The 15,831-nt window shown below is 43.8% G+C and carries 13 protein-coding genes and 3 tRNA genes; 11 read left to right on the top strand and 5 right to left on the bottom strand.

Features of this window, described 5'->3' with window-relative positions; translation table 11 throughout:
• The first annotated feature begins 38 nt into the window (after window positions 1-38).
• The 3 genes from AAC852_RS17625 (at window position 39) to AAC852_RS17615 (ending at window position 325) form a co-directional block, all read left to right on the top strand.
• Window positions 39-114, top strand: a tRNA-His gene (locus AAC852_RS17625).
• Between the two features lie 15 nt (window positions 115-129).
• A tRNA-Leu gene (locus AAC852_RS17620) sits at window positions 130-216 on the top strand.
• Window positions 217-248: 32 nt separating this feature from the next.
• Window positions 249-325, top strand: a tRNA-Pro gene (locus AAC852_RS17615).
• 752 nt (window positions 326-1,077) lie between these two features.
• Here AAC852_RS17615 and hemY read toward each other — a convergent pair.
• From hemY to hemC, 4 genes are read right to left on the bottom strand one after another with little or no spacing between them, the layout of a single operon-like run.
• Window positions 1,078-2,283 (bottom strand): protoheme IX biogenesis protein HemY, encoded by a 1,206-nt coding sequence (gene hemY, locus AAC852_RS17610; RefSeq protein WP_340622108.1) that lies wholly within the window; start codon window positions 2,281-2,283, stop codon window positions 1,078-1,080.
• Window positions 2,284-2,285: 2 nt separating this feature from the next.
• Entirely contained in the window at window positions 2,286-3,473 is a 1,188-nt protein-coding gene (gene hemX / locus AAC852_RS17605) for a uroporphyrinogen-III C-methyltransferase (RefSeq protein ID WP_340622107.1), read from the bottom strand.
• A gap of 20 nt (window positions 3,474-3,493) precedes the next feature.
• Window positions 3,494-4,270: a uroporphyrinogen-III synthase gene (gene hemD / locus AAC852_RS17600; protein ID WP_340622106.1), complete on the bottom strand. Its 777-nt coding sequence runs from the start codon at window positions 4,268-4,270 to the stop codon at window positions 3,494-3,496.
• Window positions 4,267-5,208, bottom strand: coding sequence for a hydroxymethylbilane synthase (gene hemC / locus AAC852_RS17595; RefSeq protein WP_340622105.1), 942 nt, complete (start codon window positions 5,206-5,208; stop codon window positions 4,267-4,269). The genes hemD and hemC overlap by 4 nt, the downstream gene beginning before the upstream one ends.
• Window positions 5,209-5,877: 669 nt before the next feature.
• Between hemC and AAC852_RS17590 the strand changes: the two genes are divergently transcribed.
• The gene (locus tag AAC852_RS17590; RefSeq protein WP_340622104.1) at window positions 5,878-8,469 is read left to right on the top strand and encodes a class I adenylate cyclase; all 2,592 of its coding nucleotides are present in this window, start codon (window positions 5,878-5,880) and stop codon (window positions 8,467-8,469) included.
• A 99-nt stretch (window positions 8,470-8,568) separates the two neighbouring features.
• On the opposite strand, the gene cyaY is transcribed toward AAC852_RS17590, so the two are convergent.
• A complete protein-coding gene (gene cyaY / locus AAC852_RS17585) occupies window positions 8,569-8,886 on the bottom strand; it encodes an iron donor protein CyaY (RefSeq protein ID WP_340622103.1) in 318 nt (105 codons plus the stop codon).
• Window positions 8,887-8,962: 76 nt separating this feature from the next.
• Here cyaY and lptM point away from each other — a divergent pair, with 76 nt between their 5' ends.
• The 7 genes from lptM to corA all read left to right on the top strand — a co-directional run bounded on the left by lptM (window position 8,963) and on the right by corA (window position 15,705).
• A complete protein-coding gene (lptM, locus tag AAC852_RS17580) occupies window positions 8,963-9,172 on the top strand; it encodes an LPS translocon maturation chaperone LptM (protein ID WP_422824318.1) in 210 nt (69 codons plus the stop codon).
• A 40-nt stretch (window positions 9,173-9,212) separates the two neighbouring features.
• Window positions 9,213-10,037: a diaminopimelate epimerase gene (gene dapF / locus AAC852_RS17575; protein ID WP_340622102.1), complete on the top strand. Its 825-nt coding sequence runs from the start codon at window positions 9,213-9,215 to the stop codon at window positions 10,035-10,037.
• Between the two features lie 63 nt (window positions 10,038-10,100).
• Window positions 10,101-10,805: a DUF484 domain-containing protein gene (locus tag AAC852_RS17570; RefSeq protein ID WP_340622101.1), complete on the top strand. Its 705-nt coding sequence runs from the start codon at window positions 10,101-10,103 to the stop codon at window positions 10,803-10,805.
• Window positions 10,802-11,716, top strand: coding sequence for a tyrosine recombinase XerC (gene xerC, locus AAC852_RS17565; protein WP_340622100.1), 915 nt, complete (start codon window positions 10,802-10,804; stop codon window positions 11,714-11,716). The genes AAC852_RS17570 and xerC overlap by 4 nt, the downstream gene beginning before the upstream one ends.
• Entirely contained in the window at window positions 11,716-12,432 is a 717-nt protein-coding gene (yigB, locus tag AAC852_RS17560; protein ID WP_340622099.1) for a 5-amino-6-(5-phospho-D-ribitylamino)uracil phosphatase YigB, read from the top strand. Before xerC ends, yigB begins: the two co-directional genes overlap by 1 nt.
• A gap of 65 nt (window positions 12,433-12,497) precedes the next feature.
• Entirely contained in the window at window positions 12,498-14,663 is a 2,166-nt protein-coding gene (uvrD, locus tag AAC852_RS17555) for a DNA helicase II (RefSeq protein ID WP_340622098.1), read from the top strand.
• Between the two features lie 91 nt (window positions 14,664-14,754).
• Window positions 14,755-15,705 (top strand): magnesium/cobalt transporter CorA, encoded by a 951-nt coding sequence (gene corA, locus AAC852_RS17550; RefSeq protein WP_047683261.1) that lies wholly within the window; start codon window positions 14,755-14,757, stop codon window positions 15,703-15,705.
• The last annotated feature ends 126 nt before the right edge of the window (window positions 15,706-15,831 follow it).

Below are 15,831 nucleotides of genomic sequence, written 5' to 3'. Positions count from 1 at the left end.
AGTAAGAAAATTAGTAGTAAGAAAAGATAGTTGTTATGGTGGCTATAGCTCAGTTGGTAGAGCCCTGGATTGTGATTCCAGTCGTCGCGAGTTCGAGTCTCGTTAGCCACCCCATCTTTTTTATGACATGCGAGGGTGGCGGAATTGGTAGACGCGCTAGCTTCAGGTGTTAGTGTCCTTACGGACGTGGGGGTTCAAGTCCCCCCTTTCGCACCATAAAAAAGAGATAGATGCATTGAAAGTATATTCGGCGAGTAGCGCAGCTTGGTAGCGCAACTGGTTTGGGACCAGTGGGTCGGAGGTTCGAATCCTCTCTCGCCGACCAGATTATGAAGAAATAGCCCTGTCAAATACAGGGCTTTTCTCGTTATATCCAACAGAAAATCTTCTCTTTTTTCTTGCCATTTCTTCCCTTTCTTATAATTAATTATTTTGAAATTAATTGTTTCTATATGTTTACAATTATATTAACTTTTTGTTTTTAAAGTTATTCGATGTTCAGTGTTGTATTTCAACGACAAACCATACCCTCTTGTGTCTCCAATTGGAGACATTTAACTAATTGATTGAATTTACGTATATCTAACTTCTGGAATGGACGTCTCAAATAAGAGACGGTATTTAGCATGTTTTATGAAAAGGTGACATATCAGTCTCATATTCCGGCCATATAATCTGGAAGAAATTTTCTTATGATTATTGTTGTATCTTGATAGTAGGTTAGGAGATTCGCGAGGTATAAGAAAATTGGCATGAAAAGTGCTTTATTAAATTTGTAGATACTCATCCTACTCCTTATGACAGCATCGCTTCATAAACCTCGGGATGATGTAGAGCTAATTGCTAGTGCCTATGGTCCACGTTATAGATGAGTAAGCGTATGGTCTTTTCATCACAAACCGGACACAACGTTGAGTGAGGCACTATATCGTCTGTAGACCTGATTGTATTTATACACCTGTCTTATTTGATAGGTGTTTTTTTTATCTTTATATGTATCGAAATCTTTATCATGGTTAACAATTCGGATTAAGAATTATTGTTAACCATGGCTAATTTTAATTTAAAGGAAAAGATTTATTCTTCTGTATCACTCTCACGTTTCAGAGTCAGCATAAAGCCTTTAGTGCGTATTTGAGCGGCTTCTTCACGTTTGTGTAATCTATCCAGTGCATCGGCAAGCCAGGCGTAATCATGAGCATCAGGACGTTGTGCAAGAGCTGCCTTAAAGGCGGTTTCTGCTTTTGCCCATTCCCCATGACGCAATGCCACTTGCCCTAATGTACTGTTAAGTAAAGGTGTTGCACCGTGTTGTTTCAACAAATGTGAAAGCGATTTTTGCACAGCCTCAGCATTATCTGCCTTTAAGTGAGGGAGTAACAGTAACAATCGTTCATCGTATTGCTGTTTTAATCCATTGAGAATAAGCTGCTGTGCAGTTTCATGATCATTACATTCAATCAGATGTTCAGCCATGGCAACCTGTAATGCAATGTCATTGCGAACTTTGCGGCTTTGATCTTTCCACCATACTTTCAATCCAGTACTGCCTTTTTCTGCCATGATTTGATTCATCAAGCCGATATAAGCTTGCTGACGCAATTGAGCCACATGTTCTTCATCATGTAGGCCAATTTTTGTTATTGACGGTAAAATATCAATCAGGGATTGGTAGGCACCTGAACGTGTATATGCCTGCTCAGCCAGCCGCAACACTTCTGTATGTCGTGGCGCTTGATCGAGTAATGTATCCACACCATTACGGGCTGCATGAACTTCTCCCTGCGCTAATTGGATGCGCACACGAGTAATATCGACAGGGAGTTGATCTTTATCAGCTACTTCTGCGGCACGCTCGATATATTGATTGGTGCGAAAATAATCGCCACGTTGTTGGGCAGCTTCCGCGGCAAGCAGATAGTTAACGACAGGATTTTCTGCATGATCAACATTGCGGGTCAATAAATGTTCTACCTGTTTAAAATCTCCTTCAACCAGCTTAAGCAATGCTTGCTTAGTCTGTAACCGAGCCCGGTTGCGCTTATATCCACCAAAGATCCAGCTATGAGTAAAAGTACCGGTACGTTTTAATCTGCGGTAACACCAACCGATGAGAATCAGCAGGAATTGCAGTAAGAGGAACATAATCACCAAACCAGTAACGCTGGTAGTGATATCGTAATTGTCTGTCTGAATAAGAACATATCCCTGATGCCCGGATAACAAAGGGCCAAGCACAACACCTATGATAAGGATGATGAACAGCAATAATATTTTTAGCATGTTCAGCCCTCCTTAGTGGATGTTTCAGCCTGATTAGAGCCTTCTTCAGATTTCGGCTGAGGCTGAATTTCTGGTTGAACCTGGGGCTGATAAAGCGGCTGGTGTGGCAAGTTATAAATACGCTTGCGCATTAAATCTGCTAGCACAGTCTGGCTATTTAATTGTTCCGGTATATCAATGGAAAGTGGTCGTTTTTCCAGTTTATCTACCTCATTCAGGAAAGTTACCGTATCTGGCATAGATGTATCAAAATAAGCTCTTACCCAGGTTGAAACAGATTTTAGTGATTCCTTATAAGTATCAACTTGTCGGCGAGGAGCTGCCTGGACTGCTATCAACAGCTTGGAGCGGATATTTTCCCGTAGATAGATTTCCTGTTTTGGTGCCAACAGAGGTTCTTTAGAGCCATCACGAGGTTTGATGGTAATGAAATTATCCATAAAGCTGTGCCAGCTTTTGCTCAGATTTTCGCGCCAGTCAGAGAGTGAAGCACTGATCCCTTTATCGTCTCCATCCATCGGCTTCCCTTGTTCTACACTATCAACCAGCGGTAAGTTATCTACCTGATTTGATAGCTGATTCAAGGTTAGAATAATGCCATCTATATCTACCTGATTGATTTTGGATAGCATGTCGATATCTTGCATAATAGTTGAGCGAGCATGCAGTAAACTAGGATCATTCATTTCTGTAAGGCTGCTGTCTGCATCTTTTAGCAGAGCGATCGCGGTAGCAATATCCTGATCACTCCATATCTTGCGGCTTGCCATTTTTACGAGAAAATTTGCCTGTGCCAACCGCCAGTTTTCGATATCAGAATTTGTAATTGCGGACATTCGATCCTGAAGTTCTGCCATGCGGTTGTCTAATTGCTGTCTTTGCGTATTGGCTTGCTCCAGAGCATTTTTCATTGCTTCAATTTTGTCATCTGCATCTTGTTTATCCGCAGACTGTTGTTGCACGAGAGAAGCCACTTGCTGTTGCAGCGCGAGGTTTTCGGCTTCTAATGCTACATTCTGTTGTTTACTATGATAAAAAAGATAAATTCCACCTGAACCTACTGCCAGCGTAATAGCAATTGAGAGTGTACTGCTCACCCATCCGTAACATCTGGATTTACGAGGAGCCTTTTTAGGCTTCTGAGGGAGTGTTGTCTCAACCGCATCAGTGGATTTCTTTTGTTCCGTCATAATGGACATCCCATATTGGTTTATTCCAGCGCCTGCATTAAGGCGTCATTATCTGCACTCTTAGCGACTTTTATTTCTTGCCAGCCCAGTGTTTGGGCAATATTGGCGAGGCGCTCGCTGACCACAATCAGCCGGCAACCTAATAACCACGCTTTGCCATTATCGCTACTCTCAGTGCTACCATCTTCACTGTCATCACCTTCAGTAACTAAGTTATATAACAGTTGCAACATTTCGCCACTTGTAACAACGATGGTTCTTATACCACATTGTTGCCAATGATGATTGAACTCAGTTGTACGATATTTGACTGGCTGACGTGAATAACATTCGCAGTAATCGATTGCTCCTCCCCGCATCCTTAAGGTTGAAGCAATCACCTCTCGGCCACCATTGCCCCGAAGTAATAAAATCTTTTTATTCTCCATTTTTTGTAAAGCAGGGAGTCGCAGGAGAGCTTCACTTGTTTCTCCTTGCTCTGACCAGAGAACGTCTTTTCCTGTTTGTTGATGAAAGAGCAAAGACGTCGATTTGCCGATACCATAATAGGATAACTTGTCAGGCCATGAGAGGCCTTCTTGTACAAGTTGTTTGTTGGCATAATGCACGGCATTTTTGGATAGCAAAAAAACGAAATCACCCGCTGATAGCTGTCGCAGTTTTTGTGCCAGCAAGGGCAATTCAGCACCAGGGTAAATTGCAATAAGTGGTGCACTGAATGCTGTTTTACCGATAGCTCTTAACTGATTGACCAATGCTTCTCCTGCGGGGGCAGGACGGGTGACTAAGATGCTCATGCAGGTAGGTTCCTTTGATATACGTCAGCCAGGATCTGGCGTGCACCTTTCTCTAATAACTCTTCTGCCAATGACACACCCGCTTGGCGGGCCTCTTCACTTCGAATAATTCTTTCGCCACGAATAATGGTACTGCCATCAGGTGCGCCAACAAGGGCACGCAACCAGATATTACTATCCTGCCAAATGGCATAGCTACCAATGGGAACCTGACATCCCCCTTCAAGGCGGGTGTTCATGGCACGCTCAGCGAGGACACAAGTCTCTGTTCTTTGATGATTTAAGGGAGCAAGCAGCTCACGAGTCTGTGTATCATTCAGGCGACATTCAATACCAACAGCACCTTGACCGACAGCGGGAAGCAGCAATTCTGGTGCCAATGGCATTCGGATACGTTCTTCCAACCCTAGCCTCTTAAGGCCCGCAGTTGCAAGGATAATGGCGTCATAATCACCATTGTCAAGTTTGCTCAAACGGGTGCCGACATTGCCACGTAAGTCGCGGATCACAAGATCAGGACGCAACTGGCGAAGCTGGCATTGGCGGCGTAAACTGGATGTTCCAACAATACTGCCTGTGGGCAGTTCATCAAGCGAGGCGTATTCTACTGAAACAAAAGCATCTCGTGGATCATCCCTTTCACAGATTGTGACCAATCCCAAACCCTCAGGAAATTCGACAGGGACATCTTTCATGGAATGAACAGCGATGTCTGCCCGGTTTTCAAGCATTGCTAATTCCAGCTCTTTCACAAATAACCCTTTACCACCAACCTTTGCGAGTGGCGTATCAAGGATGACATCCCCGCGAGTGATCATTGGAACTAATACAACTTTCAATTCAGGATGGAAATGTTCTAGTTGCTTTTGAACGTATCGAGCTTGCCACATAGCTAAAGGGCTTTGGCGAGTCGCAATGCGAATGGTTTTCATTGTCATGGGTAATTATCTTGGATAATTGTATTAATTAACGGCAATAGGAGATTTTTATCTCCAAAGAGTGAAAAAATAGAACAGTAAAAAAGCTCAGTTTTAACACTTCAATAATTTTTTTTCCAGTTAAGAAAAAACCAGAATAGTATATAAATATACAGCCCGAAAAGATAAAAATAATTTTAAACATTAAAATAATGTGTTAATTAAATGGAGTAAATAAACAAATAGATTGAATTAAAATCAAATTGCTATTTGAAATTTATCTTTTTCGAAAAAAGAGAAAGATATTTATCAATTAAAAGTAATATTAATGAAACAGTTATGCAAAATTCGGCGTTTACAATACCTTACAGCAACGATACAGAAAATGGTCAGCGATAATACCTATTTCAAAAAAACATATTTTAGTATCAAATTTGTGATTAACTTAATATTTTACAATGAGTTAATTGATGTTTAGGTGTTGTATGAAAGGTGAAAAGATGATATTGCGGACTTTACGCCTTGACTGCAAGGTGTTAAATTGATCACGTTTCCGATAATAAGTTTGTAAAAAAATTCTAAAAAATAGTCTTGTAACACGACCTGTTAACGAGTATCAGACGTTAACGGTGGCTGAGCGTTAGCGGAAACTGGCGATTGTAAGCACTGAAACTGAAGCAGGCGAAACTCTTGTATCTTTATATTGAAACGCTGAAGCAGCGACTGGATGCAATTAATCAGCTTAGGTTAGAGCGTGCGACTAACTCAATGAGCGCCGCATTTAAGCAGGTTTATAATTTAATTCCAGTATTATTACACTATCATCATCCAATGATGCCAGGTTATATCAAAGATGACGTTCCTCATGGTGTCTGTTTTTTTGTACCTGATGAAACCCAGCAATTTTGGATTAATGATCTGGAATACCAGTTTACTGGTGTTTTCTCCCCCTCCTTTAATGGTGAACTGCCAATCACGGGTATTTACTCGATGGGCAGTACTTCTTCTATCGGGCAGAGTTGTTTTTCTGATTTAGATATTTGGGTTTGTCATCAATCCTGGCTGGATAGTGGTGAAAAAGCGTTACTGGAACAGAAATGTATTTTAATAGAACAATGGGCTGCTTCACTGGGTATTGAAGTAACCTTCTTTTTGATTGATGAGAATCGCTTTCGCCATAATACCTGCGGCAGCTTGAATGGCGAAGATTGTGGCTCAACTCAGCATATCCTTCTGCTGGATGAATTTTATCGCACTGCGGTTTGTATGGCGGGTAAGCGCCTGTTGTGGGCGATGGTTCCAGTGGAAGAGGAAGGAAATTACGATGAATATGTGCTTTCTTTATATGCACAGGGTGTTTTAACCCCAAACGAGTGGTTGGATCTGGGCGGTTTAGGTGAATTGTCAGCAGAAGAATATTTTGGTGCCAGCCTGTGGCAGCTTTATAAAAGTGTAGATTCTCCTTATAAATCCGTATTGAAGAGCCTGTTGTTGGAAGCCTATTCGTGGGAATACCCGAATGGCAAGTTGCTGGCGATGGAGATGAAGCAGCATTTCCATGATGGCTCGATTGTTTCTTTTGGCCTTGATGCTTACAGCATGATGCTTGATCGTGTTACCCGATACCTTACCGATACTAATGACATGACGCGTTTAGATTTGGCGCGTCGCTGTTTTTACTTGAAGGTTTGCGAAAAAGTTCAGGAAAGCGGTGACGATAAAGGATACTCAGGATGGCGACAGCAGATTATCTCTCAGTTAGCGCAGGAATGGGGCTGGAATAGCGATAAACTGGCAATGTTGGATAACCGTAACTCGTGGAAAATCGAGCAGGTACGTGCAGCTCATAATGAACTGCTGGATACCATGATGCAGAGTTATCGCAATCTTATCCGTTTTGCCCGGCGTAACAATTTAAGTGTGAGTGCTAGTCCACAAGACATTGGTGTATTGACCCGTAAATTATATGCTGCATTTGAGGCTCTGCCCGGCAAAATCACGTTGGTAAACCCGCAAATTTCGCTGGATTTGTCAGAACAAGATTTGACATTTATTTATGTCCCACCAGGGCGGGCAAATCGTAGTGGCTGGTATCTTTATAATCGAGCGCCCGCAATAGAATCTATTATTGGCCATCAACCGCTGGAATATAATCGTTATTTGAACAAATTGGTGGCATGGACATATTTCAACGGGTTGCTGGCGGAAAAAACCCGTATTCATATTCATCATGGTGAATCTCAAACTGATGAGAAGAAGCTGCGCGATTTGGTGAGTGATATTTCTACTCATTTCCCTATCCGCTTGCCAGCTCCAACACCAAAGGCATTATACAGCCCTTGTGAAATTCGCCATCTGGCAATTATTGTGAATCTGGAAACTGATCCAACCATAAATTTTTCCGATCAGATTGTACATTTTGATTTCAGAAAATTAGATGTGTTCAGTTTCGGTGAGTCACAGCAATGTCTGGTGGATAGTATCGACTTGCTTTACCGTAATTCATGGAATGAAGTGAGGACACTGCATTTCAGCGGCGAACAATCTATGCTGGAAGCGTTGAAAACGATACTGGGAAAAATGCACAGAGATGCAGCACCGCCAGCGAGTGTTGAAGTTTTTTGTTATAGCAAGCACTTGTGTGGATTGATTCGCACCCGCATCCAGCAATTGGTTTCAGAGTGTATCGGGTTGCGTCTCTCCAGTAACCGGCAGGATCCTAACCGCTTCAAAGCACTGCGCATTTCTGGTCAAACCTGGGGGCTGTTTTTTGAACGGCTCAACGTTTCAGTGCAAAAACTGGAAAATGCGGTGGAATTCTATGGTGCAATTTCAAATACCAAGTTACATGGCCTGCCAGTGAAAATTGATGCTAAAGAAAAACATCTGCCCCCTGTCATTGATGGATTTGCCTGTGAGGGGATCATTCAGTTTTTCTTTGAAGATATTGAAGGTAATCAAGGGTTCAATATCTATATTCTGGATGAATCAAACCGGGTAGAAATTTATTTCCATTGTGAAGGAAGTAAAGAAGAATTGGTGCGTGATGTCAGCCGTTTTTATTCCTCATCGCATGACCGTTTTACCTATGGCTCCAGTTTTATCAATTTTAATTTGCCACAGTTCTATCAAATCGTTAAGAAAGGCGAACGTACTCATGTAGCGCCATTTATGGATGGTAAGTCGCCGTTGAATAATGAGACAAGAAGTATTATTGATCTGGAGTTGGATGAAGCGTTCAGGGCAAATAGCGACCCGTTTCATTCTTTGTACCACTATTGAGAGTGGGTCATAGTTGATCATCGCTGTAGTAAGTAAAAGTGCCGTATTTTGGATACGGCACAAGATGTCGGTTGAATAAGTAAGGGGATAAAAACTTCACTAAAACTGAAATGGCTCGCCACTCTGTTCTGTGATTGCTTGTGCCAGCATGGAAAGAAAATCGTTACCGCTACGGTCGCAAACCCACTTATTATCCTGGTAATCGAAATGATAACCGCCATTTTTAGTTGCCAGCCAGATTTGGTGAAAAGGTTCCTGACGATTGATAATGATCTTGCTGCCATTCTCAAAGCTCAGTGTCATTACGCCACCATTGGTTTCACAGTCAATATCTGCATCACCTTCGTAGTTATCCAGTTGTTCTTCAAGATGAAGCATCAATTGATCAGCTAATTGATGAAATTCGCTATCGTTCATATTTATTTCCTATTTGCTTTTCAGGGCCTAACTGCGATTATAGAGAGTATTGGCGTATGAATCACAGGCATTAATTATGATGAACAAACAATTCCGTTGGTCACTTGCTATCATAACACTACTCTCTATTGCAGGATGTGGCTTGAAAGGTCCTCTTTATTTCCCGCCAGCAGAGTCCGTTGCACCTCAAACTTCATTGAATAAGGCGCAGCCGACGGGAAGTATTTCTCAAAATAACATCTCTAAAAACGATATTATTAAAAACAATACCTCGGCGAATGCTTGATAAGCGTAAGCAGGTGATGGAATTTCACTTGGAGTAGTATATGCAATTCTCCAAAATGCATGGTCTTGGCAATGATTTTATGGTCGTTGATGCAGTGACCCAGGATGTTTATTTTTCACCGGAATTAATCTGCCGGTTATCGAATAGACATACTGGTGTGGGGTTTGATCAACTGCTGGTTGTTGAAGCGCCCTATGATCCTGACCTAGACTTCCACTATCGCATTTTTAATGCGGATGGCAGTGAAGTTTCTCAATGTGGTAATGGGGCTCGTTGTTTTGCTCGTTTTGTCCGTTTAAGAGGATTGACGAATAAGCGTGACATTAAGGTTAGTACGCGGTCTGGTCATATGACGCTAAGCGTGACGTACGATGATCAGGTCTGTGTCAATATGGGCGAGCCGGTCTTTGAACCGCAGTCCGTCCCTTTCCGCGCTAACAAAGCAGAAAAAACCTATATTATCAGGGTCATGGATCGTACTGTGCTCTGTGGTGTTGTCTCAATGGGGAATCCTCATTGTGTTATTCAGGTTGAGAATGTGGACACCGCAGATGTTGAGGTGCTTGGCCCCGTTTTAGAACGCCATGAACGTTTTCCTGAGAGAGCGAATATTGGCTTTATGCAGGTCGTGAATCGTAACCATATCCGATTGCGTGTCTTTGAGCGAGGTGCCGGAGAAACGCGGGCATGTGGTAGTGGCGCTTGTGCCGCTGTTGCTATTGGTATCCAGCAAAATCTGTTAGATAAGCAGGTGCGCGTTGATTTGCCAGGCGGTTCCCTGAATATTCGTTGGGATGGGCCAAGGCAGCCACTTTATATGACCGGGCCTGCAACTCATGTTTATGACGGCACAATTCATGTGTAATTGATTCATGTGTCATTGATGCAGTGTGGCTGGAGTGATTTTTGAAATATGGGGCATTGGAAAATGGGTAAAGAAAACAAACCATTGCACACCGAAAATGAATTGGATGATCAGATCGTGGTGGATTATCTGCTGAATAACCCCAATTTTTTTATCCGCAATGCTAATGCGGTCGATAGGATAGAGGTTCCTCATCCAGTACGTGAGTGTGTTTCTCTGATGGAATGGCATATGAACCGTCAGAGAAAACGAATCCGCTACCTGGAAGAAGATCTGATACATCTGGTGGAACAGGCAAAACAAAATGAAATATTGTTTAATCGCCTGTTGCAATTGCTTGCTGAACTTTCTGCTGCTGAAAGTTTGCAGGATTTTCTTTCCCGTTTAAGCTCATGGTCAAAAACACTGGGTCTGAGCAACTGTTATATTCGGTTGTTTTCTGACAAGTGGTTTCTTGGTGCCCCATTGAATGCGCCGGATTTAGCGATATCCCGCAATGCCTTTGAGCCAGTTCGGATCCAACGATTCGGTGACAATAATCATTATCTTGGTATGTTACACGGCCCGGAAATTTTATTATTGATGCCTCAGGCTCGTCATGTCGGTTCAGTGGCTGTGTCTCTTTTAGGAGGACAGGGAGAGTTGGGCATGGTGATCTTCAATAGCCATGATAAACGACATTACCACGAAGGGATGGGAACTGACCTGTTGGATCAGTTAGTGAAACTGCTACCAAAGTTATTGTCCCGTTGGATTAAACGAGTATGAACCAGCCAATCGATTTACTCCTTGAGCCAGTAGAAGCCTTTTTGCACCATCTGCGAGTTGAGCGTCGTCTAAGTCCGATGACAATAATCAATTATCGTCGTCATCTCACGGTATTGGCAGAAATGTCACTGGAAATGGGGGTAACAGAGTGGTATTTGCTTGATGCGACTAAAGTCAGAATGTTCGCTACTCGTAGCCGTCGGGTTGGGTTACAGTCTGCCAGCCTTGCACTGCGTCTTTCTTCCTTGCGTAGTTTTCTTGATTGGATGGTGACACAGGAAAAAATAGAGGCTAATCCTGCTAAAGTTGTCAGTACACCACGCAAAAAGCACCACTTACCCAAAAACATAGATGTGGACGAAGCTAACCAACTACTCAATATTAACCTGAATGATCCTCTGTCTGTGCGTGACAGAACAATGATGGAAGTTATGTATGGTGCGGGGTTACGCCTATCTGAACTGGTTGGCCTGGATTGCCAGCATCTGGATTTGAAAAATGGTGACATTTGGGTGCAGGGTAAAGGCAGTAAAGAACGTAAAGTCCCGGTCGGGAGAATTGCATTGCAATGGCTGCAACGTTGGCTGGAAATGCGGGAGCTATTTGAACCGGAAGGTAATGCTGTTTTCATTTCCACACAAAGCGGGAGACGGATCTCAACCCGCAATGTACAAAAACGATTTGAGCAGTGGGGGATTCGGCAGGGGATAAACAATCATATTCATCCCCATAAACTGCGCCATTCGTTTGCTACACATATTCTGGAATCCAGTGGTGATCTCCGGGCTGTACAAGAATTGTTGGGCCATGCAAGCTTATCATCTACCCAGATCTACACCCATCTGGATTTTCAACACTTATCCAAAGTTTATGATGTGGCTCACCCTAGAGCAAAAAGAGGGAAATCATAATGCGTTTTTATCGGCCTCTCGCGCCATTTGCTGCGATGACATTCGATCTGGATGATACACTTTACGATAACCATCCAGTTATCGATAAAACCGAAAAAGAAGTATTGTGTTTTATCAAGCAGTACGATACCAAATTCAGCCATTTTGGCAGTGAAGATCTGTATGTATACCGTCAGGCTGTTCTTGAGATGGAACCAGAAATTTACCATGATCTGACAGCATGGCGACGGCATTCCGCAGAACTGATGTTCAGCTACCACGGTTTTAACCGTGAGGCAGCCATACGTGGCGCGGATGAGATTATGTCTTGTTTCACCTATTGGCGTAATCAGATCACCATACCAGAATCGACACATAACACTTTATCGGTGCTGGCAGAAAAGATCCCGCTGGTGGCGATCACCAATGGGAATGTTGAACCTGCTGAATGTGGTCTTGCCCGTTATTTTAAATTTGTTCTTAAAGCAGGAGTGGATGGACGTTCCAAGCCATGTCCAGACATGTATCATCTGGCGGCTAAACGATTGGGGCTGCCAGCAAATCAAATTCTGCATGTTGGTGATAATTTGAAGACCGATGTCGAAGGAGCCCTTTGCAGCGGTATGCAGGCTTGTTGGATGAATGTTGAAAATAAAAATCTGATGCAAGAGCCTGAAGGGCGGCTGGTTCCACATATTGAGATTTCTGACTTGGATTCTTTGATCGCACTGATATAATTTCAAACTGTAATTCTGTATAAAAAAACAGTGACAAAAGTCATTGTTAACAACTGATGGTAATTATGGACGTCTCTTATCTGCTCGAAAGCTTGAATGATAAACAACGTGAAGCTGTTGCTGTACCCCGTACCAATATGCTGGTACTGGCAGGTGCTGGCAGCGGTAAGACTCGCGTATTGGTGCACCGTATCGCCTGGTTACTGTCAGTTGAACATGCCTCACCTTTCTCTGTTATGGCAGTAACATTTACCAATAAAGCAGCAGCAGAGATGCGCCACCGCATTGAAAATCTGATTGGTACTAGTCAGGGGGGCATGTGGATTGGAACATTTCATAGTCTGGCTCATCGTTTACTGCGTGCCCATCATCTTGATGCCAACTTACCGCAGGATTTCCAGATCCTGGACAGTGAAGATCAGCACCGTCTGATTAAACGTATCGTCAAGGCGATGAATCTGGATGACAAACAGTGGCCTGCACGTCAGGGTATGTGGTACATCAACGGCAAAAAAGATGAAGGATTACGCCCTCAGCATATTGAAAGTTACGGCAATCCGGTGGAAGCAACATGGCTGAGAATTTATCAGGCCTATCAGGAAGCTTGTGATCGTGCCGGATTGGTGGATTTTGCTGAGTTATTGTTGCGTGCTCATGAACTGTGGTTGAACAAACCGCAAATATTGCAACATTATCGTGATCGTTTTACTAATATTTTGGTAGATGAGTTTCAGGATACCAACAGCATTCAATATGCTTGGATCCGCTTGTTAGCCGGCGATTCCGGTAAAGTGATGATTGTCGGGGACGATGATCAATCTATTTACGGTTGGCGGGGAGCGCAAGTAGAAAACATTCAGCGTTTCCTCAAAGATTTCCCGGCTGCGAAGACGATTCGTCTGGAACAGAATTACCGTTCCACCAGCAATATACTTAAGGCAGCTAATGCCCTGATTGCTCATAACAATGACCGATTGGGTAAAAACTTATGGACAGAAGGCAGCGAAGGAGAACCGATCTCACTTTACTCTGCTTTTAATGAATTGGATGAAGCACGTTATGTTGTTAGCCGCATCAAGCATTGGCTGGACAATGGCGGAGCATTAAAAGAGTGTGCGATTCTGTACCGCAGTAATGCTCAGTCCCGCGTATTGGAAGAAGCCTTATTGCAGGCTTCCATACCTTACCGTATTTATGGCGGCCAACGCTTCTTTGAACGTCAGGAAATCAAAGACGCTTTATCTTATCTGCGTCTGGTCGCAAACCGTAATGATGATTCTGCCTTTGAACGCGTGGTCAATACACCTACGCGGGGAATTGGAGACAGAACATTAGATGTTGTGCGTCAGATGGCGCGGGATCAACAGAAAACGCTGTGGGAAAGCAGTCTGATGCTGATCCAGGAAAAAGTGCTGGCAGGGCGTGCCGCATCTGCCTTACAGCGTTTTATTGAGTTAATTGATGCACTAGAAACTGAAACACAAGAGATGCCACTCCATATACAGACTGATCGGATTATCCGTGATTCTGGCTTGTGGGCGATGTACCAGCAGGAAAAAGGCGAAAAAGCGCAGGCACGTATCGAAAACCTTGAGGAATTAGTCACGGCGACTCGTCAGTTCAGCTATCAGGATGAAGACGAAGATTTGATGCCATTGCAGGCTTTCTTATCTCATGCTGCGCTTGAAGCGGGTGAAGGGCAGGCCGATGCCTATCAGGATTCTGCCCACTTGATGACTCTGCATTCGGCGAAAGGATTGGAATTCCCGCAAGTTTTTATTGTCGGTATGGAAGAGGGGATGTTCCCAAGCCAAATGTCCATTGAGGAAGGGGGGCGTTTGGAAGAAGAGCGCCGTCTGGCTTATGTGGGTGTGACAAGGGCGATGGAAAAACTGACCCTGACCTATGCCGAAAGTCGTCGCCTATATGGGAAAGAAGTGTATCATCGCCCGTCTCGTTTTATCGGGGAGTTACCGGCAGAATGTGTCACGGAAGTGCGTCTGCGGGCAACAGTGTCCCGTCCGGTGAATCATAAACGGCTGGGAACACCGATCAGCACTAATGATAGCGGTTATGCCCTGGGACAACGTGTCCGCCATCCTAAATTTGGTGAGGGGACGATTATCAATATTGAAGGCAGTGGGGAACATTGCCGTTTGCAAATCGCGTTTCAGGGTGAAGGCATCAAGTGGCTGGTGGCTGCTTATGCCAGGCTTGAAACCGGCCAATAATAATCCGGTCGAATGTTGACAGGCTTTTTCTTCTAAGCGTAACATTCGCGCCTTACGATAAACGTAGGGAGTATAAGGAGACTTATGGTACATGCTGAACGCATTTAAATTAGAGAATAATCGCCTGCTCCGTCTCGAACTTGAAGAAGGTGATAAGTTATCCGACTCGATGTGGGTAGATTTGGTTGGACTGGGAGATAATGATCGGCTCCGAGTCCAGAACGAATTAGGACAAGCTCTGGCGACCCGCACTGAATTGGATGATATCGAGGCTTCGGCCCGTTTTTTTGAAGATGAAGACGGTATGCACGTCCACTCATTCTTCTATTTTGAAGACGCTGAAGACCATGCTGGCAACTCGACAGTCGCTTTTACCATTCGTGACGGTCGTCTCTACACACTGCGAGAGCGTGAACTCCCTGCATTTCGATTATACCGAATGCGCGCCCGTAACCAGACGATGGTTGACGGGAATGCCTATGAGCTGCTGATGGATTTGTTCGAAACCAAGATCGAACAGTTGGCAGATGTGATTGAAAATATCTATAGCGTACTGGAATCCCTGAGCCGGGTGATTATGAACGGTAAACAAGGGGATGAATTCGATTCCGCTCTATCGAATCTTGCTGAGCAGGAAGATATTGGCTGGAAAGTGCGCCTTTGTTTAATGGATAGCCAGCGCGCCCTGAACTTTCTTGTGCGCCGTGCCCGTTTGCCTGCCAACCAGTTAGAACAGGCGCGTGAGATCCTGCGGGATATCGAATCCTTGTTGCCACATAACGAATCCTTGTTCCAGAAAGTTAACTTCCTGATGCAGGCGGCGATGGGGTTTATCAACATCGAACAGAGCCGGATTATCAAAATCTTCTCTGTTGTTTCCGTGGTCTTCCTGCCGCCAACGCTGGTGGCTTCCAGCTATGGAATGAACTTCAAATTTATGCCGGAGCTGAATTGGACATTCGGCTACCCTGCGGCCATTGGGTTGATGATTGCCGCAGGATTGGCACCTTACCTCTACTTTAAGCGAAAAAACTGGCTGTAATCATTCCGATCTCCATGCTTTATAGCCGCTTTGCTGGCTATTTCTAAAGACCCCCCAGTTACATAGTCAGCTATATTTCTGGGGGCTGTCTCTCGTTATACTACAACCTGAAAAAATATATTTTCG

The sequence above is a fragment of the Xenorhabdus siamensis genome (genome assembly GCF_037996745.1).
GTDB classification, from domain to species: domain Bacteria; phylum Pseudomonadota; class Gammaproteobacteria; order Enterobacterales; family Enterobacteriaceae; genus Xenorhabdus; species Xenorhabdus indica.
This window is presented reverse-complemented; position numbering and strand designations above follow the sequence as displayed.